The organism is Mesorhizobium sp. P2_H9 (genome assembly GCF_056403215.1).
In genome coordinates this window covers 85,206-109,165 of sequence record NZ_JBFUFX010000003.1, presented here as the reverse complement: position 1 = coordinate 109,165, position 23,960 = coordinate 85,206, and the positions used below count along the sequence as shown (strand labels likewise).

The following is a 23,960-nucleotide window of genomic DNA, read 5'->3' as shown; positions in this document are numbered from 1 at the left end:
TGGAGAAGTCGGGCAGGGCCGTTGACGCCTCCGCGCGCCGGACTAAACCTTAAGCGATGTCTCTCAATCTCCTAAAACTCTGCGTCGGCTGCGACAGCGTCGAGGATCTCGAAGAGTGGATTGCCTTCCGCCTCGACGAGCGGCGCCGTGCCGGTGAGCCGGCCGAACACTGGCACACAACCCGCATGGTGCCGACGCGTGGCGCCGAGGTTACCGACGGCGGTTCGCTCTATTGGGTGATCAAGGGCAATGTCCAGTGCCGCCAGCTGATCACCGAAATCCGTCCCTTTACCGACGACGAAGGCATCGGCCGCTGCCATCTGATGCTCGACCCGGAGGTCGTGCGCACCGACTGGCAGCCGCGCCGTGCCTTCCAGGGCTGGCGTTACCTCAAACCCTCCGATGCGCCCGTCGATCTTGGTATGGTCAAGTCCGGGCTGATCGAGATGCCGCCAAAACTGCGGCGCGAGCTTGCCGATCTCGGCCTGCTCTGATCCCCGCGTATCCAAGCCTCTGGCCCCCAATGTTGCCCTGGGCAGGGCTTGCAAGCGGTCGAACAACGCCACATCTTGTTTTCATGAGCGACAAGAAGCAGCCCGTGCCCGCACGTGCCAATCCGGCGCCGGTCAAACCTCAATCCAATGCCGGCGAGATCGAAGCCTTTCTTCGTCAGGCAAGGTCGCTTGCTGTGTCGGCTACGGGTTCGGGTCGGCTGATCCTTTCGCTCGACGCGACGATGAGCCGGCAGCCGACCTGGGATCTCGCTTGTGAGCTGCAGGGTCAGATGTTCGACGCCGTCGGCAAGGCCGGGAAGCTCAGCGTCCAGCTGGTCTATTTTCGCGGCCTTGGCGAGTGCCGTTCGTCGGCTTTCGTCACCGACACCAATGCCTTGAAGCAGCTGATGACGCGGATCGAATGCCGCAGCGGCCATACCCAGATCGGCAAGGTGCTGGCGCATGCGCTGAAACAGACGGCCACGGCCAAGGTCAATGCGCTGGTCTATATCGGCGATGCGATGGAGGAGGATATCGACGACCTCGCCGAAAAGGCCGGCAGTCTCGGCCTGCATGGCGTTCCTGTCTTCGTCTTTCAGGAAGGTCATGATTCCGGCGCAGAAAAGGCGTTCAAGGAGATCGCGCGGTTGTCCAAAGGGGCTTGGTTCCGATTTGATCGGCGGGCTGCCGCGACCTTGGCGGGACTGCTTTCGGCGGTTGCGGTGTTCGCGACCGGCGGGTTGAAGGCGCTCGAAGCCAGGGGCAGACCAGAAGACCGGCTGATGATCGAGCATCTCAGGGGCGGCGGGAACTGATGGGCGCAATTATCTCATTCGTTGCATTTCTGTTGGTGCTTCTGGGCGCGGTGACCATCTTCCTGCGCGCCGACCCGCAAAAACTGGCGAGCGGCATGCGCACGCTTGGGCCGGTTCTTCTGGCGCTGGTCGGCGTCGCCGTGCTTGTTGTCGGCCGCGAAGCCATCGCCGGCGTCATCCTGGCCGCGGCCTTTGCCTGGTATGGTTCGCTGCGGACGAAACGGCAGACGGCAAAGCCGGCGCCGGGCAAGCGCTCGACGGTGCGCACCGCGGCGCTGGAAATGGAGCTTGATCACGATACTGGCGGTCTGGAGGGCCTTGTGCTGGCCGGCCGCCATGAGGGCAAGATGCTGGGCGCGATGGGCCTGGCCGAACTGCAGCAGCTCTACCGCGAACTCCCCGGTGACCCGGAGAGCCGTCAGCTGCTAGAGACGTATCTTGACGGCAGATTTCCCGTCTGGCGCAAAGACGCTGAGACGAACGGTGGCGAAGGGCTGGGTGTTGCGCCAGGTTCGGGCGCCATGACTAAGGAGGAGGCCTACAAGGTCCTTGGTCTTGAAGCGGGGGCCGCCGCGGCGGATGTCCGCAAGGCGCACCGCCGCCTGATGCAGCGCCTGCACCCCGATATCGGTGGCACGTCTTTCCTGGCGGCGCGAATTAACGAAGCCAAGGACGTCTTGCTCTCCAATCACAACTAGTCTCCTTCGACGCAAAAAAATTCCGGGAGATATCTTCCACACCGCCCTATTGCTGGACGGCGTAGCAGGCGATTTTCTTCTTCTTCAAAGCGGTGCAGGCATTCCAGGCGGCATCCTTCGAACCGAAACCGCCGAAGCGGGCGCGATAGTAGGTCTCGCCATCTTTGTCGAAAGCGACGGTGAAGCCCGAGGCAGCCGCCAGGATCTTCGGCGCCTGCTTGGCCGTCTTGTCGAGGAAGGCCTGCGCTTCGGACTGTTTGGGCGAAGACGCCACCTGCACCGCCCAGCCGGACGGCACGGACGCGGTCTTGACCGGGTCGACCGCCGGAGTGGGTTCGGCGTAGGCCGCCACCACCTGCGCCGTTTCAACCTGGGGCGCCTTCACGATGACGGTCTTGACCTTCCTGGTCTTGACGACGGGCGTGGTCTCCTCAACCGCGGCGTCGCTGTCGTCCTCGGCAACCGTCGCGTCGTCGGCAACCGTAGCTTCGGCAACCGTAGCTGTCGGATCGTCGTTGGACGCCACGGCATCGTCTTCCACCACCGGCTTGTCGTCTGGCGCCGGCGCGTCGTGGTTGGGCAGCAAGACCTTGGCCAGCGCCTTGATTGGATTGTCGCCGCCGGCCTTGGCGATCAATGCGCCGCCGCCGCGGGTCGATGCGCGCGGCATGTAGGCGTTGATCAGCCCGGCCATCTGGTTGTCGCGGCTGCGGCCCGAGGTGCCGCCCATGACGACGGCAACGAGGCGGCGGTTGCCATCGGAAACCGACGAGACGAGGTTGAAGCCGGAGGCGCGGGTGTAACCGGTCTTGATGCCGTCGACGCCCTTGATGCGGCCGAGCAGCCGGTTGTGACCGTTGATGCGCTGGCGTCCGTAAAGGAACGAACGCTGCGAGAAATAGCCGTAATACTGCGGAAAATGCTCTCGCAACGCGATGCCGAGCATCGCCATGTCATGGGCGGTGGTGAACTGGCCGGGGTTGGGCAGGCCGTTGGCGTTGCGGAAAACCGTTCCGTTCATGCCAAGCTGCCGCGCCTTGGCAGTCATCATCTTGGCGAAGCTGGCTTCACTGCCGCCGAGCATTTCGCCCAGCGCTGTCGCTGAATCATTGGCCGACTTGGTCACCATCGACAGGATCGCCGTCTCGACGCTGACCGAGCCGCCCGCCTTGACGCCGAGCTTGGTCGGCGGCTCCGCGGCGGCATTGGCCGAAAACGGCACCGGCGTGTTCTTGCTGATCCTGCCCTTCGCCAGCGCTTCGAAGGTCAGGTAAAGCGTCATCATCTTGGTGAGCGAGGCGGGGTAGCGCCGGCCGTTGGCATCGGACGAATAAAGCACTCTGCCGGTTTTCGCATCGACGACGATGGCCGCCGATTTGGCTGCCATCGATGAAGCAACGTCCACGACGACGAATGACATCGCCAAAGCGGCGATCATGATCGTTTTGAGAGAGAACGCGGATTTGGAAACGAAGCCCGACAACGCCTTACGCACTGATACTTCCCTTGAATTTTCGTTGCGTTGGAGGCTGCAAAGGGTCCTGCCTCACTTCCTGTCAAACTACCGTGGCCAGCGTTACCAATCCGTTTATGGTAACCGCCGCGTTCACCATTTTCTTCGGGCTTGAACCTCTCTTTATTTGAATTTTAGCCATTGCCGGCGCAGCCGAGGCCTCGCAGCCGGAGAAATGTTGACTTTTTGTGCAGCGCACAATATATTCACGTGCATTGCACAAAAGCGCTCAGGCAAGGGCGCCTCAACCCAAGGGAAGCGTGAAATGACCCAGACCTATGAGGACTTCAGCAAATACGGCAAAGACCTTGCCGACACCGGATTGAAGAGCTTCGCCTCGCTCTCGAAGGGCGCCCAGGCGATTGCCACCGAGGCAGGCGAATACACCAAGAAGAGCTTCGAAGCCGGCAGCGCCGCGGTCGAGAAGATCATTTCGGCCAAGTCGCTGGAAAAGGCGATCGAGATCCAGTCCGACTACGCCAAGCAGTCCTATGAGAGCTTCGTCGCCGAGGCCACCAAGTTTGGCGATCTCTACGCCGAACTCGCCAAGGAAGCCTACAAGCCGTTCGAATCGATCGTCGCCAAGGCGAAGTAATTTCGCCAGTCAGTGCGAAAACGGCCTTTCGCGCCTGTGAATCAGACCCGGTCGCGAACACGCGGCCGGGTTTTTTCATGCCGGGTCCAAATTGCGGGCTTCTCACCTTCACGATTTTGAAAATCAGCCACGTTTGGCCACCTAGCCATATTGTCAGCTAACCTAAAGGGCTTAAAATCGTCCATCGAACACCTACATGTCGAACTCGCATGGGGATTYGAAAGAGGCAGGAATACGTGACGATCGGTTTGACTGCCACGAGACGAGTGGCGCGGATGCAAAGTGGCGACGGCGACGGCAATGAGGCCGGTCGCGGTACGGCCGTCATCACGCGCACAAAAACCAAGACCAAGAAGCCCAGCCTTTATCGGGTCCTCATCCTCAACGACGACTACACGCCCATGGAGTTCGTGGTTCATGTGCTGGAGCGCTTTTTCCAGAAGGACCGCGAAGCCGCCACACGCATTATGCTTCATGTTCACAATCATGGGGTCGGCGAGTGCGGGGTCTATACATTCGAGGTGGCCGAGACCAAAGTGTCCCAGGTCATGGATTTCGCCCGACAGAATCAGCATCCGCTGCAATGCGTGATGGAGAAGAAGTGAGGTAACATGCCGGCTTTCTCCCAAGGCCTGGAAAAGGCGCTCCACCAGGCGCTGACGCTCGCCAATGAGCGGCACCATGAATACGCAACCCTTGAACATCTGCTGCTCGCGCTCATCGACGACACCGAGGCGGCCGCCGTCATGCGCGCCTGCAATGTCGATCTCGATGAACTCAAGCACACGGTTCTCACCTATATCGATACCGAACTCGACAATCTCGTCACCGGCTACGACGAGGACTCCAAGCCGACGGCCGGCTTCCAGCGCGTCATCCAGCGCGCGGTAATCCATGTGCAGTCGTCCGGCCGCGAGGAAGTGTCCGGCGCCAACGTGCTCGTCGCCATCTTCGCCGAGCGCGAGAGCCATGCCGCCTATTTCCTGCAGGAACAGCAGATGACCCGCTACGACGCGGTCAACTATATCTCGCATGGCATCGCCAAGCGTCCCGGCGCCTCGGAAACGCGCTCGCCGCGCGGCGCCGATGATGAGCAGGGCAACGGCCAGAACGGCGCCGAGCCGCAAGAGGAAGGCGGCAAGAAGAAGCAGCAGCAGGACGCGCTGACCGCCTATTGCGTCAACCTCAACAACAAGGCCAAGGCTGGCAAGATCGATCCGCTGATCGGCCGCGAGTCCGAGATCAACCGCACCATCCAGGTGCTGTGCCGCCGCTCCAAGAACAACCCGCTCTATGTCGGTGATCCCGGCGTCGGCAAGACGGCGATCGCCGAAGGCCTCGCCAAGCGCATCGTCGAGGGCGACGTTCCCGAAGTGCTGCACAACGCCACCATCTTCGCGCTCGACATGGGCACGCTTTTGGCCGGCACCCGCTATCGCGGCGATTTCGAAGAACGGCTGAAGCAGGTCGTCAAGGAGCTCGAGGATTATCCGGGCGCGGTGCTGTTCATCGACGAGATCCACACCGTGATCGGGGCAGGGGCGACATCGGGCGGCGCCATGGACGCGTCGAACCTGTTGAAGCCGGCACTGTCGTCAGGCGCCATCCGCTGCATCGGCTCGACCACCTACAAGGAGTTCCGCCAGTTCTTCGAAAAGGACCGCGCACTGGTGCGGCGCTTCCAGAAGATCGACGTCAACGAGCCGACCATCGAGGACGCCATCGAGATCATGAAGGGCCTCAAGCCCTATTATGAGGAATTCCACAAGGTGAAGTTCACCAACGAGGCGATCAAGGCCTCGGTGGAGCTGTCGGCGCGCTACATCAACGACCGCAAGCTGCCGGACAAGGCGATCGACGTGATCGACGAGACCGGCGCCTCGCAGATGCTGGTGCCGGAAGCCAAGCGCAAGAAGACCATCGGCATCAAGGAGATCGAAGCGACGATCGCCACCATGGCCCGCATTCCGCCGAAGACGGTTTCGGCCGACGACGAGAAGGTGCTGCAAGGCCTCGATATCGAGTTGAAGCGCGTCGTCTATGGTCAGGACACCGCCATCAGCGCGCTGACATCGGCGATCAAGCTGGCGCGTGCCGGCCTGCGTGAACCGGAAAAGCCGATCGGCTCGTATTTGTTCTCTGGCCCGACCGGCGTCGGCAAGACCGAAGTGGCCAAGCAGCTCGCCGCCTCGCTCGGCGTCGAACTGATCCGCTTCGACATGTCGGAGTACATGGAACGCCACACCGTCTCGCGGCTGATCGGCGCGCCTCCCGGCTATGTAGGCTTCGACCAGGGCGGCCTGTTGACCGACGGCGTCGACCAGCATCCGCACTGCGTGCTGTTGCTGGACGAAGTCGAGAAGGCGCATCCGGATCTGTTCAACATCCTGTTGCAGGTCATGGACCACGGCAAGCTGACCGACCACAACGGCAAGCAGATCGACTTCCGCAATGTCATCCTGATCATGACCACCAATGCGGGCGCATCCGATGCGCAGCGCGCGGCGATCGGCTTTGGGTCGACCAAGCGCGAAGGCGACGATGTCGAGGCGATCAACCGGCTGTTCACGCCGGAGTTCCGCAACCGTCTCGATGCGATCATCCCGTTCGGCTCGCTGCCGGTGCCGGTCATCCATCAGGTGGTGCAGAAGTTCGTCATGCAGCTCGAGGCCCAGCTTTCCGAACGCGGCGTCACCTTCGACCTGTCGCCGGACGCGATCGCCTGGCTGGCCGACAAGGGCTATGACGAGCGCATGGGTGCCCGGCCTCTTGGCCGTGTCATCCAGGAGCACATCAAGAAGCCGCTCGCCGACGAGGTTCTGTTCGGCAAGCTGAAGAAGGGCGGCACGGTGCGCGTCACCGTCGAGAAGAAGGAGACCGGAGAAACCGGCCTGAAGCTCGAATCGCTCGCCGACGAAGCGCCGGTCAAGCCGAAGAAGGAAGAGCCGGAAGACGCGCCCAAGCTGAAGAAGGCCGTGGCGAAAAAGCCGGCGGTAAAGAAGCTGGTGGCGCAGAAGCCGGAGCCCAAGGGCAAAGATGGCGGCAAGCGCAGCCTGGTGCCGCAACTGCCCCGCAAGAACTGATCAGTTCGCCAGTCAAAAAAGGCCCCGGTTCCGGGGCCTTTTTTATGGGGCTTGCGGTTCGCAGACGGGAGCGATCGCCGCCGGGGCAAGCAGACCCTCCCCCGGCGCAAAGCGGGCCAGGAAGTATCCGCACGCCTTCCAGATCGTAAGCGATACCAGCGCGCCCGCATAACCATCCAGGGCATAGTGCCAGCCCAGAACCACCGAACCGACCATGATGACAACGGCGAACGCCCACATCAGAACGCCGGCCAGCCGCGAACGGCGTGTTGCGTAAAGAGCAAAAAGCACCGCCATAGCCACGTGCAGGGATGGGAACGCGGATATCCCGATACTGCCGCTGGTCTCGCCGATATAGCCGCTCCACAAAAGGTTTTGTGTCCTGAGCGCCCAGATCGGATTGACGCGATCGGCGGCAGCGAGCGCTTGCATCAAGGGATGAAAGTCGCTTCCGAGCCCCAGCCGCTCATAAAAGCATGGACCTGCCGATGACAGGCCCATCGCCAGGAAGAAGCCCCCTAATATCCACGCCAGCATGAAGCTCATCAGGAATTGATGCCGCAGCCTTGTGTCTTCGCGCGTGATACAGGCGGTGAAGACGGTGGCGACGAGCACCACAAACCAGAAATTATACGCGATGTTGAGCATCCTCACCGCGAACGGCGACTGCACGACAAACCACAGCCATTCATCGGGCGCGCGACCGAAGTGGAGAGCCCGATCGGCATGAGCCAAAGCCTGATCCCATGCAAAAGGGGACAGGATGGCAATGGCGCCCTTGAGCACGCCGACGGCCGATATGAAGACAATGACCGCAGCCAGACCATTCAGGCTGTTGGCCGCCCGCTCGGCGTCGCCGAAGAAGCTGCCCAGCGAGCGAAGAAAGGTGCCGAGTGGCTGGCGATCACGCTTGACCACTGCAAGGTGAAAAAAGCTGCCGACGGCGAAGGCACAGCCGCACATCCAGAAAGCGATGAACAGATAGTACGCGTATTCCTTCAAGGCGCCGAAATCCGGCATCTTTCCAGTATGCATACCGGCGGCGGTTGCCAGAAGCAGGGCGGCGATGGCCATCGCGTGCAACAGCCGGTGCCGCTGATAGGCATCTGTCAGCGCGCGAAGGAAAGCACGTCCGTCAGTTGCCCTCGCCAACGGTCTCGATGCCGCAGCCGAACTGTCCATGATTTCGAAGACCCAAGCCCGTCGCCTGTCAGCACCCTACAACGAGAGGGTTTGATACTTTCCTAAGCAGATGATTCGAATTCACAACTGTCGCTCGCAAAGCGGTGCCCCGGATAAGATCCGGCAGCGGCTTCGGAGCCCATGGGATTTCAGACGCTGGCGATGATTTCGGATGGTTGATGCGTGCCATTGTTGCCAAGATCTGAACGCGCAAGCTGGGGCGATATTCCGTTCTCGCGCGCAGGCCAGGCGTTTGGCAAAGACAAGAACCAGCCGGTTGCTTTCCAGGCAATCAAGGAAATCAAACCGCCCGCGTAGCCGTCGATCCCATAGTGCCAACCCAGCACCACCGAGCCAACCATTATCGTCGCGGCGAACAGCCACGAGATCGCGCCAAGCCACCTGGACAGCCGCATGGCGTACAGCGCAAGAAGCACCGACGTGGCCACGTGCATCGAAGGGAAAGCGGATATGCCCATGCTTCCTGAAGCCGTGCCAATATAGCCGCTCCACAACCTGTCCTGTGTCGACAACGCCCATATCGAGTGCTGGCGGTTTGCGGAATGCAGTGCGTCCATCAGTGGCTGGTAGTAGTCACCAAGTCCCAGTCGGGCATAGTAACATGGGCCTGCTGACGAAAACGCCGTGGCAATGAAGAAGCCGCCAACCAGCCAGACCAGCATGAAACTCAATAAAAATTGATGGCGCAGTACCGAGTCGTGTCGTGCAGCGATGCTCGTAAAAAGCGCCGCGACCAAAACAAAAAACCAAAAATTGTAAAAGAAGTTGAGCACATGGATGACAAGTGGGTTTTTCACGAGCCACCAAAGCCATTCGAACGGAGCTTTGCCGAAGTGCAGGTTTCGGCTGAACTGTGCCAACGTCTCATCCCAGGAGAAAGGTGCGATCACCGCGATTGCCCCTTTGAGAACAGCAAAACCCGAGAGGAAAGCGATGATTGCAGCGAGACCGTTTATTGTATTGGCGAGGCGATTTGGGTCAGCCAGCAGCTGGCGGATGGAGCCCAGCAATTCATGCCCCGGTGAGGGAGACTTGTCGACGAAGGCCAGCCAGGCCAAACGGAATGCGGCGTAGCCACATCCCCCGATCCACAGATAGGCGGACATGTAGAAGCTGTATTCTCGAAGCAGTCCGAAGTCCGGAATGTTGCCGGTATGGCTGCCGACGACAAATCCCAATGCAAGGGTGAAGAGGGCTATGGTGTGGATCGCGCGGTGTCTAAAGAACGACGCCACGATCATGGCAGGCAGGCCATTTTCGTCGGCCACTCCAGCCGGATTCAGCAAGTGTCCCGCAGATCTGTGCATCGCGCCCCTCGCGCAGAAAATTGACTGGCGAGGCTTGCAAGATCGTTAATGAAAGAGCGATGGACTGACCGACATGCGCCAAAAACGGACTTGCGGTTAAGAAATCCTAACGGCTTGCCGCGAGCAGTGTCCTTATTTGTTCGGCATTTGCAGCCAGCACCTCCGGCTTCTCCATCGCGCCGGTATGCGGCTTCAGCGGGACGCCCTCGAAGCGTGGAATCACATGCACATGGAGATGGTAGACGGTCTGCCCCGAAGCCGGCTCGTTGAACTGCAGGATGGTGACGCCGTCGGCGCCAAAAGCTTTTTTGACCGCCAGCGCCACCTTCCGCACGATGACAAAGAGCGGACCGAGCGTTGCCGGATCGGCATCCAGCAGGTTGCGCGACGGCGCCTTCGGCACCACCAGCGTATGGCCCGGCCCTTGCGGCATCACGTCCATGAAGGCCACAACCGCATCGTCTTCGTAGACGCGATGCGAGGGAATCTCACCCCGTAGGATTTTCGCGAAGATGTTGCTGGCGTCGTAGGCGGCTTCAGCCATGGCAGGCGCTCCGGATTGTAGTGTCCCGCCTCGTGTAGCGAAGCCACCGCGGACCAGCAAGAAAATCAGGCGAGACCTTAACCCGCCTATTCCGCCAGATCCTTGCGGAACGGGGTGTGCTCTTCCAGATATTCGCTCATCCGCTCGACTTCGCGCCGTTCGCGCTTCAGATAGTCGGCGACGGCATTGCGCAAGCCGGGATGCGCCAGGTAATGCGCCGAGTGCATGGTCACCGGCCGATAGCCGCGCGCCAGCTTGTGCTCGCCTTGCGCGCCGGCCTCGACCACTTTCAGCTTGCGCTCGATGGCGAAGTCGATCGCCTGATGGTAGCAGACCTCGAAATGCAGGAACGGGTGGTCCTCGATGCAGCCCCAGTTGCGCCCATAGAGCGCGTCCGAGCCGACGAAGTTGATGGCACCGGCAATGTAGCGCCCGTTGCGCTTGGCCATCACCAGCAGTATGTCTTCGGCCATGCGTTCGCCGATCAGCGAGAAGAATTCGCGGGTGAGATAGGGCCGCCCCCATTTGCGGCTGCCGGTATCCATGTAGAAGGCAAAGAAATCGTCCCAGGCCTTTTCGGTTAGGTCCTTGCCGGTCAGCCAGTCGATCGAGATGCCGTCGGCGAGCGCTTCGCGCCGCTCTTTCTTCATCGCCTTGCGCTTGCGCGAAGCCAGCGTGGCGAGAAAGTCGTCATAGCTCGAAAAGCTTTCGTTGAAGAAGTGGAACTGCTGGTCGGTGCGATGCAGGAATCCCGCCCCCACCAGGGCTTCGACATCGTCCTGCGGCGCGAAGGTGACATGCGCGGAGGACACGCCGAGCTTTTCCGTCACCGCCTTCAGGCCTGCCGCCAGGCCGGCTTTGACGGTGCGGCTGTCTTCGCCCCTGCTGACCAGCAGGCGTGGGCCGGTAACCGGCGTGAACGGCACGGCGCATTGCAGCTTTGGATAATAGCGCCCGCCGGCGCGCTCGAATGCATCCGACCAGCCATGGTCGAACACATATTCGCCCTGGCTGTGCGATTTCAGATAGCACGGCACGGCGCCGAGCAGCTTGCCTTGCGCCGTCTCCAGCCTGAGGTGATGGCCTTGCCAGCCGGTGCGTCGCACGGCGCAGCCGGAATCCTCAAGCGCACTCAGAAAAGCGAATGAAACGAGAGGGTTGTAGCCATTTTGTGTGTCGCCGCGCGTGGTGCCGCCAAAACCGTTCCATTCATCGCAGGTGAAGGCGCCGATACCGGCGGCGACGCGGATCGAATACTCTGCATCCACCGCTTGCCCGTCGCCTTCATCACCTTGATCCATGAGGCTTATTTAAGCTCCGCGCGGGTCCGTACAAGCCCGGCTTCAGGCAACTTTGACGTGATCGGGTTCGAAGCCTTCGAACGTCATCTGGTCGGCATATTTGAAGGTCAGGTCCACCGCCGGCTGGTCGTGCACGGTCCAGGTGATCACCGGCATCTTGAGCTTCTCGCGCACGAACGAGACGAACTGGTTCGGCAGGTCGCCCGCGGCATAGGAGGTGAAGGCAATCTCGTTTGCCAGCATGGCGAAATGCGCCTCGATCAGCTTGACGTCCTTGCCATAGGCGGTCAGGCCGCCGGGGATGCCAGGCGCGTATTTGGGGAAATCGCGGATCAGCCAATGGTCGAACGACATGATCGCCGCCTTGCCCTTGTAGCGCTTGAGCAGCCTGCCGACGCTCGCCACCAGACCTTCGTCGTGGCCGGCAACCCCTTTCAGCTCGACCACCATCGGCACGCGGCCATCGACCAGATCGAGCGCCTCCTGCAGCGTCGGCAGATGGTCCGATGTGGCGCCGATCTTGAGCGCCGTCATCTCCGCTGCCGTGCGCTGCCAGACGAAGCCGTCCTGGCCGGTCAGCCGCTTGAGATCGCCATCGTGGATGATGACCGGAATGCCATCCGACGACAGGTGCACATCGCATTCGATCGCGTAGCCGCGTTCGGCAGCCGCGGCAAAGGCCGAAAGCGTGTTCTCCCAGCGTGTCTTGTTCATGTCGTGAAAGCCGCGATGGGCGACGGGGCGGGCGGTGAGCCAGGAAAGATCAGTCATGTCAGGCTCATTCGACTTCGAAGATCGCTTCGATTTCCACTGCGGCATTAAGCGGCAGCGAGGCGGTACCGACGGCGGAGCGGGCATGCTTGCCGCGATCGCCGAGCGCGGCGACCAGAAAATCGGAGGCGCCGTTGGCAACCAGGTGCTGCTCGACGAAATCAGTCGCCGAGGCGACGAAGACGGTGATCTTTACCAGCCGGCGGATCTTTTCCAGATCGCCAAGCGCCGCCTTGGCCTGCGCCAAGATGTTGATCGCGCAGTATTTTGCCGCTTCCTTGCCGCCCGCCGTGTCGACGTCGCGGCCGAGCAGCCCGCTCGCCTGCAGCTTGCCGTCCTTCAGCGGCAGCTGTCCGGCGGTGAACAGCAGATTGCCGGTCCGGCAATAGGGCACATAGTTGGCGGCGGGCGCGGCGGCGACCGGAAGCGTCACGCCGAGATCGCTTAGCCGCTTTTCGATTGTTTCACTCATGGTATTTCCCTATTGCTTGATGACGCCGCTCAGGCGGGGCCGAAATTGCTATTTTTGCCTCGCTTCCGCCACGACTTTTTTTAAGCTGGACCATCTTTCCCTGCGGCCTGCCATCAGCCGCGACGATCGGAGCACCTCAATGCGCGCAACGCGCCTCGCATTTCACGCCGTTCTGCTGCCGGCGGTTTTCTCGATGGCTCCCGCCTTCGCCGTGCCGGCGCTGCAGGCGCATCGCGCCGTCTACGATCTCACCCTCGACAAGGCGTCCGATCGCTCCGGCATTACAGGCATTTCCGGCCGCATGGTCTATGAGTTCAACGGTTCGCCTTGTGAAGGCTATACGGTGAAATTCCGCTTCGTCACCCAGATCGCGACCAGCGACAACACGAGGCTGACCGACCAGCAGACGACCACCTTCGAGGATGCCGAAGGCAAGACCTTCTCGTTCGTGACAAAATCCTTCGTCGACCAGAACCTCGACAAGGAGGTCAAGGGCATCGCCACGAAAGAGACCAAGGGGCTCAAGGTCGATATCGACAAGCCCGAGAAGAGCAGCCTCGAATTGGCGGCCACCCAGTTTCCGACTCAGCATCTGGTCGAATTGATCGGCAAGGCCGAAAAGGGCGAAAGCTTCTACGAAACCAACCTGTTCGACGGTTCCGAAGACGCCAACAAGGTGATGACCACCACTGTCGTCGTCGGCAAGAAGACGGATGCCGACAAGGCCGATCCGGAAGCGCCGGCGCTGGCCAAGCTCGCTACCGACAAATACTGGCCGGTCGACATCGCCTATTTCGACGCAACCGACAAGTCAGGCGAAGAGGTGCCGGAATACCGGATCAGCTTCAAGCTGCACGAGAACGGCATCACACGCGACCTCGTCATGGACTATGGCGACTTCTCGATGACCGGCAAGCTGGTCAATCTGTCGCTGTTCGATCAGTCGAAGCCCTGTCCGGCGAAATAGCGCCGCCAAGCCGTCATGGCGGTCTATGTCGACGCGGCGATTTGGAAATGGGTAGGTCATCGCTGGTGCCATCTGATGGCCGACGACACCGACGAACTGCATCGTTTCGCGGCTGAGCTTGGCATCAAGCGCTCGTCCTACCAGGGGCCGCCGAAGACATCGGCGCCGCACTATGACATAACCGGCTTTGAACGCGACCGCGCGGTACGGCTCGGCGCGATTGAATGCAGCCGCGAGGAGATCGTCGCGATCTTCCGGCGCGTGCGGGTACCGAAAGGGAAGATAAGGTCATGACATTGACGGCTTTTGTGGCCTATTGCGTCGCCATCACGCTCGCCGCCGCCACACCAGGCCCGGCGATGTTTGCCGTCATCACCAACGGCGTGTCGCGCGGCTTTGTCAGGGCTTTCATGGCCGGCCTCGGCGTCGCCGCCGGAGACGCGGTGCTGGTCACTTTGGCCCTGCTGGGCCTGGTGGCGCTGGCCCAGACCTTCGAATGGGTGTTTCTCGCCCTGAAATATGCCGGCGCCGCCTATCTGGTTTTTCTCGGTATCAGGATGTGGCGGTCGGCCGCCGCGCAATCGGATGGGTTGCAGGCAGAACAGGCAAGGCTGTCGCGATCGTTTTTCCTCGGCGCCTCGATCGCGCTTGGCAATCCCAAGGCCATCCTGTTCCACGCCTCCATCATGCCGCTGATCCTCGATCTCGACACCATGACCTTCGCTGACGGGCTGCTGGTGATTGCGGTGGTGATCAGCGTCAACATTGTCACCATGGGCGCCTATGCGGCACTTGCAGGCCGGGCCTCGGGCTGGTTCAGGACGCCGCGGCGCATGCGGCTGATGAACAGGTTTGCCGGCGGCGCCATGATCGGCACCGGTGCGCTGATCGCCGCACGCTGAACCGCGAGGCGCCACAGCGCTTGCCTTTGTCGCGCATCCCCTCTATATGCGCGCTCATTCCACACACGGACTTTGGTGTCTGCCCGGGAGAAATCCGGCTGAAACCTCCGGTGGCGTTCGAGGACAAAGTCCAAAAATGCCTGTGTCCGTGGAGGCTAACCGGAAAGGAACTATGAATGGCACTGCCTGATTTCAGCATGCGCCAGCTTTTGGAAGCTGGCATTCACTTCGGCCACCAGACCCACCGCTGGAACCCGAAGATGGCGCCTTACATCTACGGCGCCCGCAACAACATCCACATCATCGACCTCTCGCAGACGGTGCCTTTGCTGCACCAGGCGCTGAAGCAGGTTTCCGACACCGTCGCCAAGGGCGGCCGCGTGCTGTTCGTCGGCACCAAGCGCCAGGCGTCCGACATCGTCGCCGACGCCGCACAGCGTTCGGCCCAGTATTATGTCAACTCGCGTTGGCTCGGCGGCATGCTGACCAACTGGAAGACGATCTCGAACTCGATCCAGCGCTTGCGCAAGCTCGACGAGATGCTGGCCGGCGAGGCCCAGGGCCTGACCAAGAAGGAGCGCCTCAACCTCGATCGCGAGCGCGAGAAGCTCAACAAGGCGCTCGGCGGCATCAAGGACATGGGCTCGACGCCCGATCTGATGTTCGTCATCGACACCAACAAGGAAGCGATTGCCATCCTCGAGGCCAAGCGTCTCGGCATCCCGGTTGTCGCCATCATCGATTCCAACTGCGATCCGGACAAGATCGACTTCCCGATCCCGGGCAATGACGACGCGGCTCGCGCCATCCAGCTCTATTGCGACCTGATCGCCAAGGCAGCGCTTGACGGCATCGCCCGCCAGCAGGGCGCGCTCGGCGTCGACATCGGCGCTTCGGTCGAAGCTCCGGTCGAGCCTGCGCTCGATCCGGCCCCGGCCGCCGAGACCCCGGAAGCCTGATAATCGAAGGCCGGTTCCGGCCTTCATATTTCTCATATTTTGGCGCGCTAAGCGCTGGCGTTGGACGCATCATCGAGAGTCGGTGGTGCGTCGGCGCATTTTAAACCAAAGAGGCGACAATGAGCATTTCGGCTGCACAGGTCAAAGAACTCCGCGACTTGACCGGCGCGGGCATGATGGACTGCAAGGCGGCGTTGACCGAGACCAACGGCAATATGGAAGAGGCGGTCGACTGGCTGCGCAAGAAGGGCATTTCCAAGGCGGACAAGAAGGCTGGCCGCACCGCGGCTGAGGGCCTGATCGGCGTCGACAATGGTGTCCGCGAGGCTGCTGTCGTCGAGGTCAATTCCGAGACCGACTTCGTCGCCCGCAACGCCGCTTTCCAGGAAATCGTCGCCAATGTTGCCAAGGTGGCGCTGGCCTATGGCACGACCGAGGCCGTGGCTGCCGCAAAGTATCCGGGTTCGGACAAGTCGGTTGCCGACACCATCAAGGACGCCGTCGGTACCATTGGCGAAAACATGGGCTTCCGCCGCTCGGCCAAGCTGACCGTTCCGCACGGCGCAGTTGCCACCTACGTCCACAACGCGGTTGCTGACGGTCTTGGCAAGCTCGGCGTTCTGGTCGCGATCGAGACCACGGGTAATGAGCATGCCGCCAACGCCTTTGGGCGCCAGGTCGCCATGCACGTCGCCGCCACCAACCCGCTGGCGCTGACCGCAGAGCAGATCGATCCGGCAGCGGTCGAGCGCGAGAAGGCGATCTTCTCCGACCAGGCGCGCCAGTCCGGCAAGCCGGAAGCGATCATCGAAAAGATGGTCGAGGGCCGTATGCGCAAGTTCTACGAAGAGGTTGTGCTGTTGAAGCAGGCTTTCGTGCTCAATCCCGACATCACCGTCGAGAAGGCGCTGAAGGATGCCGAGAAGGAGATCGGCGCTCCGGCCAAGATCACCGCCTATCTGCGCTTTGCGCTGGGCGAGGGCATCGAGAAGGAAGAGACCGATTTCGCGGCGGAAGTCGCGGCTGCGGTGAAGAAATAATCCTTTGGAAACAGCCCTGAAGAGGGGCTTCTCAGCTCAGGCAACTCGGCCGGGTGTCCGCAAGGATGTCCGGCCGATCTCTTGTGCGGTATCGATGAAAGCCCGCAGCTTCGGCGCCATCGCCGCCCGGCGCGGGAAGTAGAGAAACAAGCCGGGCTCCTCGATCGCCGTCTGCGGCAGAATCTGCACCAGCCGGCCTGCGGCAAGATCCGCGCGCGCCAAAGGTTCGAAGGCATAGGCTAGACCGACTCCGGCAAGCGCCAGATCGATCGCGGCCAGCGAATCCGTGACGATGACCGTACCTTTCGCCTCCACAACGACATCCTTGCCGTCCTCGGTCAGGTCCCAGCGGTAGAGCGCACCGGAGCGGACAAGCCGGTAGCCGATGCAATTGTGGTTGGCGAGATCGGCCACGCTGCGTGGACGGCCATGCCGTCCGATATAGGCGGGAGAGGCAACGATGACAGCGTGAAACGGCGGCGTAAGCCGGACCGTGACCATGTCCTGCGCGATCATTTCGCCCAGCCGGATGCCGGCGTCGAAACCCTCGCCGACAATGTCGACCAGCCCCTGGTCGGTGAGCAATTCAACTGTCACATCCGGATAGCGCTCCGCCATCGCCGCGATCACCGGCGTCACCGCCAGCGGAACAGCGATGTTGGGAACGTTGAGCCTGAGCAGGCCCGAGGGGCGGCCCTTGATGGCACGGATCCGGTCCATTCGCTCGGTAATGTCCTGAAGGGCAGGGGCCGCCGTCTCCACCAGTGCCTTGCCGGCTTCGGTCAATGAGACGTTGCGCGTCGTGCGCGCGAACAATGGCTGGCCGATCCGCTCCTCGACAAGGCGCACCGCATGGCTGACCGCAGACGGGCTCATGCCGAGTTCGGCCGCGGCAAGCGCGAAGCCGCCGCGCCGGGCAACGGCGACGATGACGGGCAGATGGCTGAGCAGGTCCCGATCCATTCATGAACGATATCGCATAGTGCTTGCGAACAATGCAATCTTATAGATGCCAGCGAACTGCTCCACATTGCCGCCAACACATCGGCAGCGGGCCGATGCGCAAAGGAGAAAAGAGATGAATGCGTTGAAGCAAATTACCTTCGCGGCGAACCTTGCGCTGGCGCCGTTCGATGCCGGCGGGGCCGAACCGCCTCGGGAATCGCTCGCCGACGAGCGTGCCGTCATCCGCATCGCCGATGCGATCGATCGCGCCGTCGATGCCCAGGATTGGCGGCTCGCCCGCAGCTTTTTCGCCGACCGCGTCGCCGTCGACTTCAGCAGCCTGAGCGGGCAGCCTGCGGCCACCATCGCCTCGGACGACCTGATCGCAGCCTGGGCAGCGAATCTCAGGGGCAGCAAGACCAGCCTGCACCTACGCACCAACCATCAGGTCGTCTTCGCCGCCGAGGCTGCGACCGTCTTTTCCAACGCCTATGCCTGGAACAGGATGGAAGGCAATGGCGACCCGCTGTGGGAAGTCTGGGGCACATACGAACACCATCTGACCCGTTCCGGCGCAGGCTGGAAGGTGGATGGCTTCACCTTCCGCATGACGCATGAGCGTGGCAACCCCTGGGTCAAGACAACCCCGGGCAGGATCGGCGCTGAACATCGGATCAGGATCGGAACGACATCATGAGCATGACCTACTACACCCTTGGCAACAGCGGTCTCAGGGTCAGCCAGCTGGCGCTGGGCACGATGACCTTCGGCACGGAATGGGGCTGGGGCGCGGATAGAGAAACCGCTCGCGCCATGTTCGACGCCTATGTCGAGGCCGGCGGCAATTTCTTCGACACTGCTGATCTCTACACCGGCGGCACCAGCGAGATCTGGCTGGGTGAGTTCATCGCCGAACGCGGACTGCGCGACAACGCGGTAATCGCCACCAAGTTCACCTTCAATGCGGAGCCTGGCAATCCGAATGGCGGCGGCAACGGCCGCAAGAACATCTTGCGCGCCGTGGACGCCTCACTGAAGCGGCTGGGCACCGACTATATCGACCTCTATCTCCTGCATGTCTGGGACAGGTTGACGCCGGCCGAAGAGGTCATGCGCACGCTGGACGACCTCGTCCGCATGGGCAAGGTGCGCCATATCGGCCTGTCCGACGTGCCGGCCTGGTATGCCGGTCGGGCGCAGGCGATCGCCGAACTGCGCGGCTATGAGCCGGTCTCGGCTTTGCAGCTCGAATATTCGCTCGCCGAACGCACCATCGAGCATGAATTCGTGCCCTTCGGCACGCGCCATGGCGCCGGCATCATGGTGTGGAGCCCGCTGGCCAGCGGCCTGCTCAGCGGCAAATACCGGCCGACCCAGAGCGGAAACGTTGGCCGTCTCGATGGTTTCCGCAACACCACCCATCCGGGGTTCCGGAAATTCACGCAGCGCAACTGGGCGATCGTGGCCGAACTCGAAAAAATCGCCGCTGAACTCGGCCGCAGCATGCCCCAGGTCGCACTCAACTGGGTGGCGACGCAGCCGGGCATCGCCTCCGTCATCCTCGGAGCCACGAAGCTTGCTCAGTTGCAGGACAATCTCGCGGCGCTGGACTTCTCGCTTCCTCCCGACCTTCGCGATCGGCTGGATGCAGTCAGCCGCGTTCCGGCACCGTTTCCCCATTCGTATTTCGGTTCCGAGATACAGGCCAGGGTTACCGGCGGCACTGCGACCGGCGATAAGCCTTCCGGCTATGCACCGCCGGTGGTTGTCGAAGGGGAAGCGGTCAGCATCAGCAGCAACTGATCGGCTGCACGCGAAACGGCTGGGAATTTGCGACAGGGCGCGGCGTGACATCGCCGCGCCCTTCGTGTATCGGGTCAACGCATCGTGACAGCACCGCCGGGCGAAGCGGGGTCGGTTTTGCCTCCCGAATTCCCGCGCCGAGATTTTCGAGGAACCAGATGACGGCCAAGCCTCTCTTTCGACGTGTCTTGCTGAAAGCGTCAGGCGAAGCGTTGATGGGTGAGCAGCATTTCGGCATCGACGTGTCGGTGGTCGATCGCATCGCCGCCGACATCGCCGAGGCCCGCGCTTTGGGCATCGAGGTCGGCGTCGTCATCGGCGGCGGCAACATCTTCCGCGGCGTGGCCGTAGCCTCCAAGGGCGGCGACCGCGTCACCGGCGACCACATGGGCATGCTCGCCACCGTCATCAACTCGCTGGCGCTGCGCACGTCGCTGAACAAGATCGGCGTCGACGCCGTGGTGCTGTCGGCAATCGCCATGCCGGAGCTTTGCGAGAGCTTTTCGCAACGCCAGGCGACCGCCTACATGAACCAGGGCAAGGTCGTCATTTTCGCCGGCGGCACCGGCAATCCGTTCTTCACCACCGATTCGGCCGCAGCGCTTCGCGCCGCTGAGATCGGCGCCGACGCGCTGTTCAAGGGCACCCAGGTCGACGGTGTCTATTCGGCCGATCCCAAGAAGGATCCGCACGCGACGCGCTTCGAGCGCATCAGCCATGCCGAAGTGATCAACAAAGGCCTTTCGATCATGGATACCGCCGCGATTGCACTTGCGCGCGAAAACAACATTCCGATAATCGTCTATTCGATCCACGAAAAGGGTGGTTTTGGCGACATTCTGAGGGGCGGCGGCCGTTGTACGGTCGTTGCCGACGATTGATCCGGAGCATGATCCCGAAAACCGGGGTTTTCGGAGCGAGGCTCGAACACAAGCAGTGAACCCGGGCAAACGGGTCGAGGAGACAATGATGAGTGGTGAGTTCGACGACCTCAAGCGGCGCATGGATGGCGCAATCGCCGCATTCAGGCACGACCTGGCTTCGCTGCGCACCGGCCGCGCCTCCGGCAACCTGCTCGACGCCATCCAGGTCCAGGCATACGGCACCACCATGCCGATCAACCAGGTGGCGAATGTGTCGGTGCCGGAGCCGCGCATGATCTCGGTTTCGGTCTGGGACAAGTCGATGGTCGGCGCTGTCGACCGTGCCATCCGCGAATCCAATCTCGGCTTCAACCCGATCGTCGACGGTACCAATCTCAGAATTCCGCTGCCGGAGCTCAACGAGCAGCGCCGCAAGGAGCTGGTCAAGATTTCGCATGGCTATGCCGAGAATGCCCGCGTCGCCGTGCGCCATGTCCGCCGCGACGGTATGGATTTCCTGAAGAAGGCGGAAAAGGACGGCGATATCAGCGAGGACGATCAGCGCAAGCGCTCCGATCAGGTCCAGAAGCTGACCGACGAGACGATCAGCACCATCGACCACCTGCTTTCCGATAAGGAAGCTGAAATCATGCAGGTTTAGGGTCTGGCCTCGGCTGGCCCGAAAGCGAGAACATGACAACGCCCGCGCATGTCGCGATCATCATGGACGGAAACGGACGCTGGGCCAAGGCGCGCGGCATGCCGCGGCTCGCCGGCCATCGCGCCGGCGTCGAGGCGCTACGCAAGACGGTGCGCGCAGCCCCCGGTCTCGGCATCTCCTTCCTGACCGTCTATGCCTTCTCGTCGGAAAACTGGTCGCGGCCGAAAGCCGAAGTCAGCGACCTGATGGGTCTGTTGAAGCTGTTCATCCGCCGCGACCTTGCCGAGCTGCACCAGAGCGGCGTGCGGGTGCGGATCATCGGTGACAGGGCAGGGCTGCAGCCCGACATCAGGGGCCTGCTCGAAGAGGCCGAATCGCTGACCGCTGGCAACGAGTCGCTGACCCTGGTCATCGCGTTCAATTATGGCGGTCGCGACGAGATCGTGCGCGCGGCGCGCAAGCTCGCTGAGGCCGTGGCGCGCGGCGAACTCGCCAGCGAGGCGATATCAGTCGAATCCTTTGCCGGCTCCCTCGACACGCAAGGCATTCCCGATCCGGAATTGGTCATACGCACCAGCGGCGAGCTTCGGCTGTCGAACTTCCTTTTGTGGCAGGCAGCCTACAGCGAACTTGTCTTCCTGCCTTGCTACTGGCCCGACTTCAGTCGTGAGCATCTGGCTGACGCATTGCGCGATTTCGCCGGCCGCGAGCGCCGTTTTGGCGGACTTGCCGCCCAAGACGTCGCATCGTGACCGGCGCCGGCATGAGCAATCTCCAGCTTCGTGTCGTCTCGGCAGTCGTTCTGGCCGCGATTGCCCTTGGCTTGACCTGGCTCGGCGGGTTGTCGTTCCGTTTGCTTTGCGCTGCCATGGCGGCGGTGATCTTCTATGAATGGACGCGCATGTCGCGCCCGGCCGCCATTGCGGGCCTCGGCTTTCTGCCGGAAGTGCTGCTTCTTGTTTTCATTGGTGCCTTGATCGCCGGCCTGCCGGCGTCCTGGTTGCTGCCTCTTGTCGTGGCCCTTGTTGTCGTCACTTCTGTCGCCGCACGGATTGGCGGAACAACCCGGTGGGATGCTCCTGGCCTTGCCTATGCCGCTGTTTCCGGTCTTTCGCTGGCGCTGTTGCGCGACGGCGACCATTCCGGCCTGATTGCGATCCTGTTTCTGTTCGCGGTGGTATGGGCGACCGACATTTTTGCCTATTTCGTCGGCCGCGCTGTCGGCGGCCCGAAGCTGGCGCCGTCGATTTCACCCGGCAAGACGCAGAGCGGTGCGCTCGGCGGCGCCGTCGGCGGCGTAGTCGCGGGGGTGCTATTGGCCGCTGCGGCAGGAGCCGGCAATCTTGGTGTCCTTGGCCTGGTTGCGCTGGTGCTGTCGATCGTCGCCCAGGCCGGCGACCTTTTCGAATCATGGGTCAAGCGCCGCCACGGCCGCAAGGATTCCAGCGCGCTGATACCGGGCCATGGCGGTGTCATGGACAGGGTCGACGGGCTTGTCGCGGCGGCCTTCGCCCTGTACGTCATCGGTTGGATTTCGGCGACCGCCGATCATCCGGCGCAGGGGTTGTTTCCGGCTTGAGCAGCATTTTCAGGGCGAAGAATGGCGTGCGCCACGGATTCGCCCGGATTGATGTCACAGTCGCGGCGCGAGCTGCGCTGCGGATGAATTTGAGGGCATGAATTGAACGAGATTCTTCACGCGGTTTTCAGCACGCAAGGCTTCGTCCTCGGCACGCTGGTGCCTTTCCTGTTCGTGCTGACCGTGGTCGTGTTCGTCCACGAAATGGGTCACTACCTCGTCGGTCGCTGGTGCGGCATCGGCGTGAAAGCCTTTTCGATCGGCTTCGGCCCCGAACTTTTCGGCTTCAACGACAGTCATGGCACGCGCTGGAAGCTCTGCGCCATACCGCTTGGCGGCTATGTCAAATTCGTCGGCGACATGAACGCCACGTCGAGCCAGCCCAGCGCGGAAGATCTGGAAACGCTGACCGATGCGGAGCGCAAGATTGCCTTCCACACGCAGCCGATCTGGAAGCGCGCGGCCACGGTGGTGGCCGGGCCGCTGTTCAATTTCCTGCTGACGATCGCCGTCTTCGCCGTGCTGTTTTCCGCCTATGGTCGCCCCGTGATGGAGCCGATGGTGGCTCAAGTTACTGCCGGCAGTCCGGCGGAAAGGGCCGGCATTCTGCCCGGCGACCGATTCGTTGCTGTCGACGGCAGCAAGGTCGAGACCTTCGCCGACGTCCAGCGCCTGGTTTCGGGCCGCGGCGGCGATGCCATCACGTTCATCATGCTGCGCGACGGCAAGGAGGTCACCGTAACGGCGACGCCGGAACCGATGGAGCAGACGGATGCGCTGGGCAACAAGGGCAAGGTGGCGGTAATCGGCGTCGTCAACAACAATGAAGTCGGCCAACCCAGGCTGATCACCTACAGCCCCGTCGGAGCGGTAGGGGCGGCCGTCGAGGAGACGGGGCACCTCATTCAGCGCACCGGCCAGTTCCTACAGCGATTCGTCGTCGGCCGCGAAGACAAATGCCAGCTGGGCGGCCCGATCAAGATCGCGAAGATGTCGGGGCAGGCGGCAAAACTGGGCTTCCTGTGGCTGGTGCAACTCGTTGCCGGGCTGTCGGTCGGGATAGGGTTTCTCAACCTTCTGCCGATTCCCCCCCTCGACGGCGGCCATCTCCTGTTCTACGGCGTGGAGGCTGTCATCCGGCGGCCAGTGTCGGAACGGATGATGGAAATGGTCTACAGGGGCGGCCTGCTTCTGGTGCTCGGCTTCATGGTGTTCGTTTTCTGGAACGATCTGTTTGGGTGCTGAAATCATGAAGGAATTTGACTTCGGCACGACCAACGTTGAGACGCCGTTTACCATGCAGGGGGGTATGAGTGACGCGAAAGCCACGCACCAGGGTTAAGTAATTACAAATTAACCAGAAGCCTTGCGTGTAGGGAAAATCCGGTTAATACGGTAGGAGAAATTACCGCACGTCCGGTTTTCTCGCCGTGGGGACTTCGAGA

The 23,960-nt window shown here is 61.9% G+C and carries 27 protein-coding genes; 19 read left to right on the top strand and 8 right to left on the bottom strand.

The window, feature by feature from the left end:
- Nucleotides 1-56 precede the first annotated feature (56 nt).
- From AC1DXN_RS06420 to AC1DXN_RS06410, 3 genes are all read left to right on the top strand, one after another.
- Nucleotides 57-494, top strand: a complete 438-nt coding sequence (locus tag AC1DXN_RS06420) for a DUF1489 family protein (RefSeq protein WP_477269620.1) — start codon at nt 57-59, stop codon at nt 492-494.
- A gap of 83 nt (nt 495-577) precedes the next feature.
- Complete coding sequence (locus AC1DXN_RS06415; RefSeq protein WP_477269621.1) at nt 578-1,309, top strand: vWA domain-containing protein; 732 nt, start codon at nt 578-580, stop codon at nt 1,307-1,309.
- Nucleotides 1,309-2,007: a DnaJ domain-containing protein gene (locus AC1DXN_RS06410; protein ID WP_477269623.1), complete on the top strand. Its 699-nt coding sequence runs from the start codon at nt 1,309-1,311 to the stop codon at nt 2,005-2,007. Before AC1DXN_RS06415 ends, AC1DXN_RS06410 begins: the two co-directional genes overlap by 1 nt.
- Nucleotides 2,008-2,053: 46 nt before the next feature.
- On the opposite strand, the gene AC1DXN_RS06405 is transcribed toward AC1DXN_RS06410, so the two are convergent.
- Entirely contained in the window at nt 2,054-3,445 is a 1,392-nt protein-coding gene (locus tag AC1DXN_RS06405; protein WP_477270001.1) for a D-alanyl-D-alanine carboxypeptidase, read from the bottom strand.
- Here AC1DXN_RS06405 and AC1DXN_RS06400 point away from each other — a divergent pair.
- The 4 genes from AC1DXN_RS06400 to clpA all read left to right on the top strand — a co-directional run bounded on the left by AC1DXN_RS06400 (nt 3,372) and on the right by clpA (nt 7,198).
- On the top strand, nt 3,372-3,635 hold the full coding sequence (locus AC1DXN_RS06400; RefSeq protein ID WP_477270013.1) for a hypothetical protein: 264 nt from the start codon (nt 3,372-3,374) through the stop codon (nt 3,633-3,635). The genes AC1DXN_RS06405 and AC1DXN_RS06400 overlap by 74 nt on opposite strands.
- 150 nt (nt 3,636-3,785) lie before the next feature.
- Nucleotides 3,786-4,115, top strand: coding sequence for a phasin family protein (locus AC1DXN_RS06395; RefSeq protein WP_477247139.1), 330 nt, complete (start codon nt 3,786-3,788; stop codon nt 4,113-4,115).
- Between the two features lie 275 nt (nt 4,116-4,390).
- A complete protein-coding gene (clpS, locus tag AC1DXN_RS06390; protein WP_477247207.1) occupies nt 4,391-4,720 on the top strand; it encodes an ATP-dependent Clp protease adapter ClpS in 330 nt (109 codons plus the stop codon).
- 6 nt (nt 4,721-4,726) lie between these two features.
- Nucleotides 4,727-7,198 carry an ATP-dependent Clp protease ATP-binding subunit ClpA gene (gene clpA, locus AC1DXN_RS06385; protein ID WP_477269625.1) on the top strand — a complete coding sequence of 824 codons (2,472 nt, stop codon included), beginning with the start codon at nt 4,727-4,729 and terminating at the stop codon, nt 7,196-7,198.
- 42 nt (nt 7,199-7,240) lie between these two features.
- Here the strand turns inward: clpA and AC1DXN_RS06380 are convergent, their stop codons facing one another.
- The 6 genes from AC1DXN_RS06380 to AC1DXN_RS06355 all read right to left on the bottom strand — a co-directional run bounded on the left by AC1DXN_RS06380 (nt 7,241) and on the right by AC1DXN_RS06355 (nt 12,796).
- A complete protein-coding gene (locus AC1DXN_RS06380) occupies nt 7,241-8,272 on the bottom strand; it encodes a phosphatase PAP2 family protein (RefSeq protein WP_477269627.1) in 1,032 nt (343 codons plus the stop codon).
- Between the two features lie 257 nt (nt 8,273-8,529).
- Entirely contained in the window at nt 8,530-9,669 is a 1,140-nt protein-coding gene (locus AC1DXN_RS06375) for a phosphatase PAP2 family protein (protein ID WP_477269629.1), read from the bottom strand.
- 145 nt (nt 9,670-9,814) lie between these two features.
- Nucleotides 9,815-10,252, bottom strand: a complete 438-nt coding sequence (locus tag AC1DXN_RS06370) for an HIT family protein (RefSeq protein ID WP_477269631.1) — start codon at nt 10,250-10,252, stop codon at nt 9,815-9,817.
- Between the two features lie 86 nt (nt 10,253-10,338).
- A complete protein-coding gene (locus AC1DXN_RS06365; protein ID WP_477269633.1) occupies nt 10,339-11,553 on the bottom strand; it encodes a GNAT family N-acetyltransferase in 1,215 nt (404 codons plus the stop codon).
- Between the two features lie 42 nt (nt 11,554-11,595).
- Entirely contained in the window at nt 11,596-12,324 is a 729-nt protein-coding gene (locus tag AC1DXN_RS06360) for a glycerophosphodiester phosphodiesterase (RefSeq protein ID WP_477269635.1), read from the bottom strand.
- A 7-nt stretch (nt 12,325-12,331) separates the two neighbouring features.
- Nucleotides 12,332-12,796, bottom strand: a complete 465-nt coding sequence (locus AC1DXN_RS06355) for a RidA family protein (RefSeq protein WP_477269637.1) — start codon at nt 12,794-12,796, stop codon at nt 12,332-12,334.
- Between the two features lie 139 nt (nt 12,797-12,935).
- Between AC1DXN_RS06355 and AC1DXN_RS06350 the strand changes: the two genes are divergently transcribed.
- From AC1DXN_RS06350 to tsf, 5 genes are all read left to right on the top strand, one after another.
- The gene (locus tag AC1DXN_RS06350) at nt 12,936-13,763 is read left to right on the top strand and encodes a cell envelope integrity EipB family protein (RefSeq protein WP_477269639.1); all 828 of its coding nucleotides are present in this window, start codon (nt 12,936-12,938) and stop codon (nt 13,761-13,763) included.
- A gap of 15 nt (nt 13,764-13,778) precedes the next feature.
- Entirely contained in the window at nt 13,779-14,057 is a 279-nt protein-coding gene (locus tag AC1DXN_RS06345) for a DUF4031 domain-containing protein (protein WP_477269641.1), read from the top strand.
- Entirely contained in the window at nt 14,054-14,665 is a 612-nt protein-coding gene (locus tag AC1DXN_RS06340) for a LysE family translocator (protein WP_477269642.1), read from the top strand. Before AC1DXN_RS06345 ends, AC1DXN_RS06340 begins: the two co-directional genes overlap by 4 nt.
- 176 nt (nt 14,666-14,841) lie before the next feature.
- A complete protein-coding gene (rpsB, locus tag AC1DXN_RS06335; protein ID WP_477247122.1) occupies nt 14,842-15,624 on the top strand; it encodes a 30S ribosomal protein S2 in 783 nt (260 codons plus the stop codon).
- Nucleotides 15,625-15,743: 119 nt separating this feature from the next.
- Nucleotides 15,744-16,664, top strand: a complete 921-nt coding sequence (gene tsf / locus AC1DXN_RS06330) for a translation elongation factor Ts (RefSeq protein WP_477269644.1) — start codon at nt 15,744-15,746, stop codon at nt 16,662-16,664.
- 36 nt (nt 16,665-16,700) lie between these two features.
- Here the strand turns inward: tsf and AC1DXN_RS06325 are convergent, their stop codons facing one another.
- A complete protein-coding gene (locus AC1DXN_RS06325; RefSeq protein ID WP_477269646.1) occupies nt 16,701-17,627 on the bottom strand; it encodes a LysR family transcriptional regulator in 927 nt (308 codons plus the stop codon).
- A gap of 115 nt (nt 17,628-17,742) precedes the next feature.
- Between AC1DXN_RS06325 and AC1DXN_RS06320 the strand changes: the two genes are divergently transcribed.
- The 7 genes from AC1DXN_RS06320 (at nt 17,743) to rseP (ending at nt 23,760) form a co-directional block, all read left to right on the top strand.
- Nucleotides 17,743-18,306, top strand: a complete 564-nt coding sequence (locus AC1DXN_RS06320) for a nuclear transport factor 2 family protein (RefSeq protein ID WP_477269648.1) — start codon at nt 17,743-17,745, stop codon at nt 18,304-18,306.
- Nucleotides 18,303-19,412, top strand: coding sequence for an aldo/keto reductase (locus tag AC1DXN_RS06315; RefSeq protein ID WP_477269650.1), 1,110 nt, complete (start codon nt 18,303-18,305; stop codon nt 19,410-19,412). The genes AC1DXN_RS06320 and AC1DXN_RS06315 overlap by 4 nt, the downstream gene beginning before the upstream one ends.
- Nucleotides 19,413-19,570: 158 nt before the next feature.
- Nucleotides 19,571-20,293, top strand: coding sequence for a UMP kinase (gene pyrH, locus AC1DXN_RS06310; protein ID WP_477247113.1), 723 nt, complete (start codon nt 19,571-19,573; stop codon nt 20,291-20,293).
- An 88-nt stretch (nt 20,294-20,381) separates the two neighbouring features.
- Nucleotides 20,382-20,936, top strand: a complete 555-nt coding sequence (gene frr, locus AC1DXN_RS06305) for a ribosome recycling factor (RefSeq protein ID WP_477247111.1) — start codon at nt 20,382-20,384, stop codon at nt 20,934-20,936.
- 32 nt (nt 20,937-20,968) lie between these two features.
- The gene (locus AC1DXN_RS06300) at nt 20,969-21,688 is read left to right on the top strand and encodes an isoprenyl transferase (RefSeq protein WP_477269652.1); all 720 of its coding nucleotides are present in this window, start codon (nt 20,969-20,971) and stop codon (nt 21,686-21,688) included.
- Nucleotides 21,689-21,699: 11 nt separating this feature from the next.
- Nucleotides 21,700-22,515 (top strand): phosphatidate cytidylyltransferase, encoded by an 816-nt coding sequence (locus tag AC1DXN_RS06295; protein ID WP_477269654.1) that lies wholly within the window; start codon nt 21,700-21,702, stop codon nt 22,513-22,515.
- Nucleotides 22,516-22,617: 102 nt separating this feature from the next.
- A complete protein-coding gene (gene rseP / locus AC1DXN_RS06290) occupies nt 22,618-23,760 on the top strand; it encodes an RIP metalloprotease RseP (RefSeq protein ID WP_477269656.1) in 1,143 nt (380 codons plus the stop codon).
- The last annotated feature ends 200 nt before the right edge of the window (nt 23,761-23,960 follow it).

Bases quoted from the DNA above. Each gene is read 5' to 3' on its own strand.
- AC1DXN_RS06420 (WP_477269620.1), top strand. From the start codon at position 57: ATGTCTCTCAATCTCCTAAAACTCTGCGTCGGCTGCGACAGCGTCGAG.
- AC1DXN_RS06415 (WP_477269621.1), top strand. From the start codon at position 578: ATGAGCGACAAGAAGCAGCCCGTGCCCGCACGTGCCAATCCGGCGCCG.
- AC1DXN_RS06410 (WP_477269623.1), top strand. From the start codon at position 1,309: ATGGGCGCAATTATCTCATTCGTTGCATTTCTGTTGGTGCTTCTGGGC.
- AC1DXN_RS06400 (WP_477270013.1), top strand. From the start codon at position 3,372: ATGGCCGCCGATTTGGCTGCCATCGATGAAGCAACGTCCACGACGACG.
- AC1DXN_RS06405 (WP_477270001.1), bottom strand. From the start codon at position 3,445: ATGATCGCCGCTTTGGCGATGTCATTCGTCGTCGTGGACGTTGCTTCA.
- AC1DXN_RS06395 (WP_477247139.1), top strand. From the start codon at position 3,786: ATGACCCAGACCTATGAGGACTTCAGCAAATACGGCAAAGACCTTGCC.
- clpS (WP_477247207.1), top strand. From the start codon at position 4,391: ATGCAAAGTGGCGACGGCGACGGCAATGAGGCCGGTCGCGGTACGGCC.
- clpA (WP_477269625.1), top strand. From the start codon at position 4,727: ATGCCGGCTTTCTCCCAAGGCCTGGAAAAGGCGCTCCACCAGGCGCTG.
- AC1DXN_RS06380 (WP_477269627.1), bottom strand. From the start codon at position 8,272: ATGGCCATCGCCGCCCTGCTTCTGGCAACCGCCGCCGGTATGCATACT.
- AC1DXN_RS06370 (WP_477269631.1), bottom strand. From the start codon at position 10,252: ATGGCTGAAGCCGCCTACGACGCCAGCAACATCTTCGCGAAAATCCTA.
- AC1DXN_RS06365 (WP_477269633.1), bottom strand. From the start codon at position 11,553: ATGGATCAAGGTGATGAAGGCGACGGGCAAGCGGTGGATGCAGAGTAT.
- AC1DXN_RS06360 (WP_477269635.1), bottom strand. From the start codon at position 12,324: ATGACTGATCTTTCCTGGCTCACCGCCCGCCCCGTCGCCCATCGCGGC.
- AC1DXN_RS06355 (WP_477269637.1), bottom strand. From the start codon at position 12,796: ATGAGTGAAACAATCGAAAAGCGGCTAAGCGATCTCGGCGTGACGCTT.
- AC1DXN_RS06350 (WP_477269639.1), top strand. From the start codon at position 12,936: ATGCGCGCAACGCGCCTCGCATTTCACGCCGTTCTGCTGCCGGCGGTT.
- AC1DXN_RS06345 (WP_477269641.1), top strand. From the start codon at position 13,779: ATGGCGGTCTATGTCGACGCGGCGATTTGGAAATGGGTAGGTCATCGC.
- AC1DXN_RS06340 (WP_477269642.1), top strand. From the start codon at position 14,054: ATGACATTGACGGCTTTTGTGGCCTATTGCGTCGCCATCACGCTCGCC.
- rpsB (WP_477247122.1), top strand. From the start codon at position 14,842: ATGGCACTGCCTGATTTCAGCATGCGCCAGCTTTTGGAAGCTGGCATT.
- tsf (WP_477269644.1), top strand. From the start codon at position 15,744: ATGAGCATTTCGGCTGCACAGGTCAAAGAACTCCGCGACTTGACCGGC.
- AC1DXN_RS06325 (WP_477269646.1), bottom strand. From the start codon at position 17,627: ATGGATCGGGACCTGCTCAGCCATCTGCCCGTCATCGTCGCCGTTGCC.
- AC1DXN_RS06320 (WP_477269648.1), top strand. From the start codon at position 17,743: ATGAATGCGTTGAAGCAAATTACCTTCGCGGCGAACCTTGCGCTGGCG.
- AC1DXN_RS06315 (WP_477269650.1), top strand. From the start codon at position 18,303: ATGAGCATGACCTACTACACCCTTGGCAACAGCGGTCTCAGGGTCAGC.
- pyrH (WP_477247113.1), top strand. From the start codon at position 19,571: ATGACGGCCAAGCCTCTCTTTCGACGTGTCTTGCTGAAAGCGTCAGGC.
- frr (WP_477247111.1), top strand. From the start codon at position 20,382: ATGAGTGGTGAGTTCGACGACCTCAAGCGGCGCATGGATGGCGCAATC.
- AC1DXN_RS06300 (WP_477269652.1), top strand. From the start codon at position 20,969: ATGACAACGCCCGCGCATGTCGCGATCATCATGGACGGAAACGGACGC.
- AC1DXN_RS06295 (WP_477269654.1), top strand. From the start codon at position 21,700: ATGAGCAATCTCCAGCTTCGTGTCGTCTCGGCAGTCGTTCTGGCCGCG.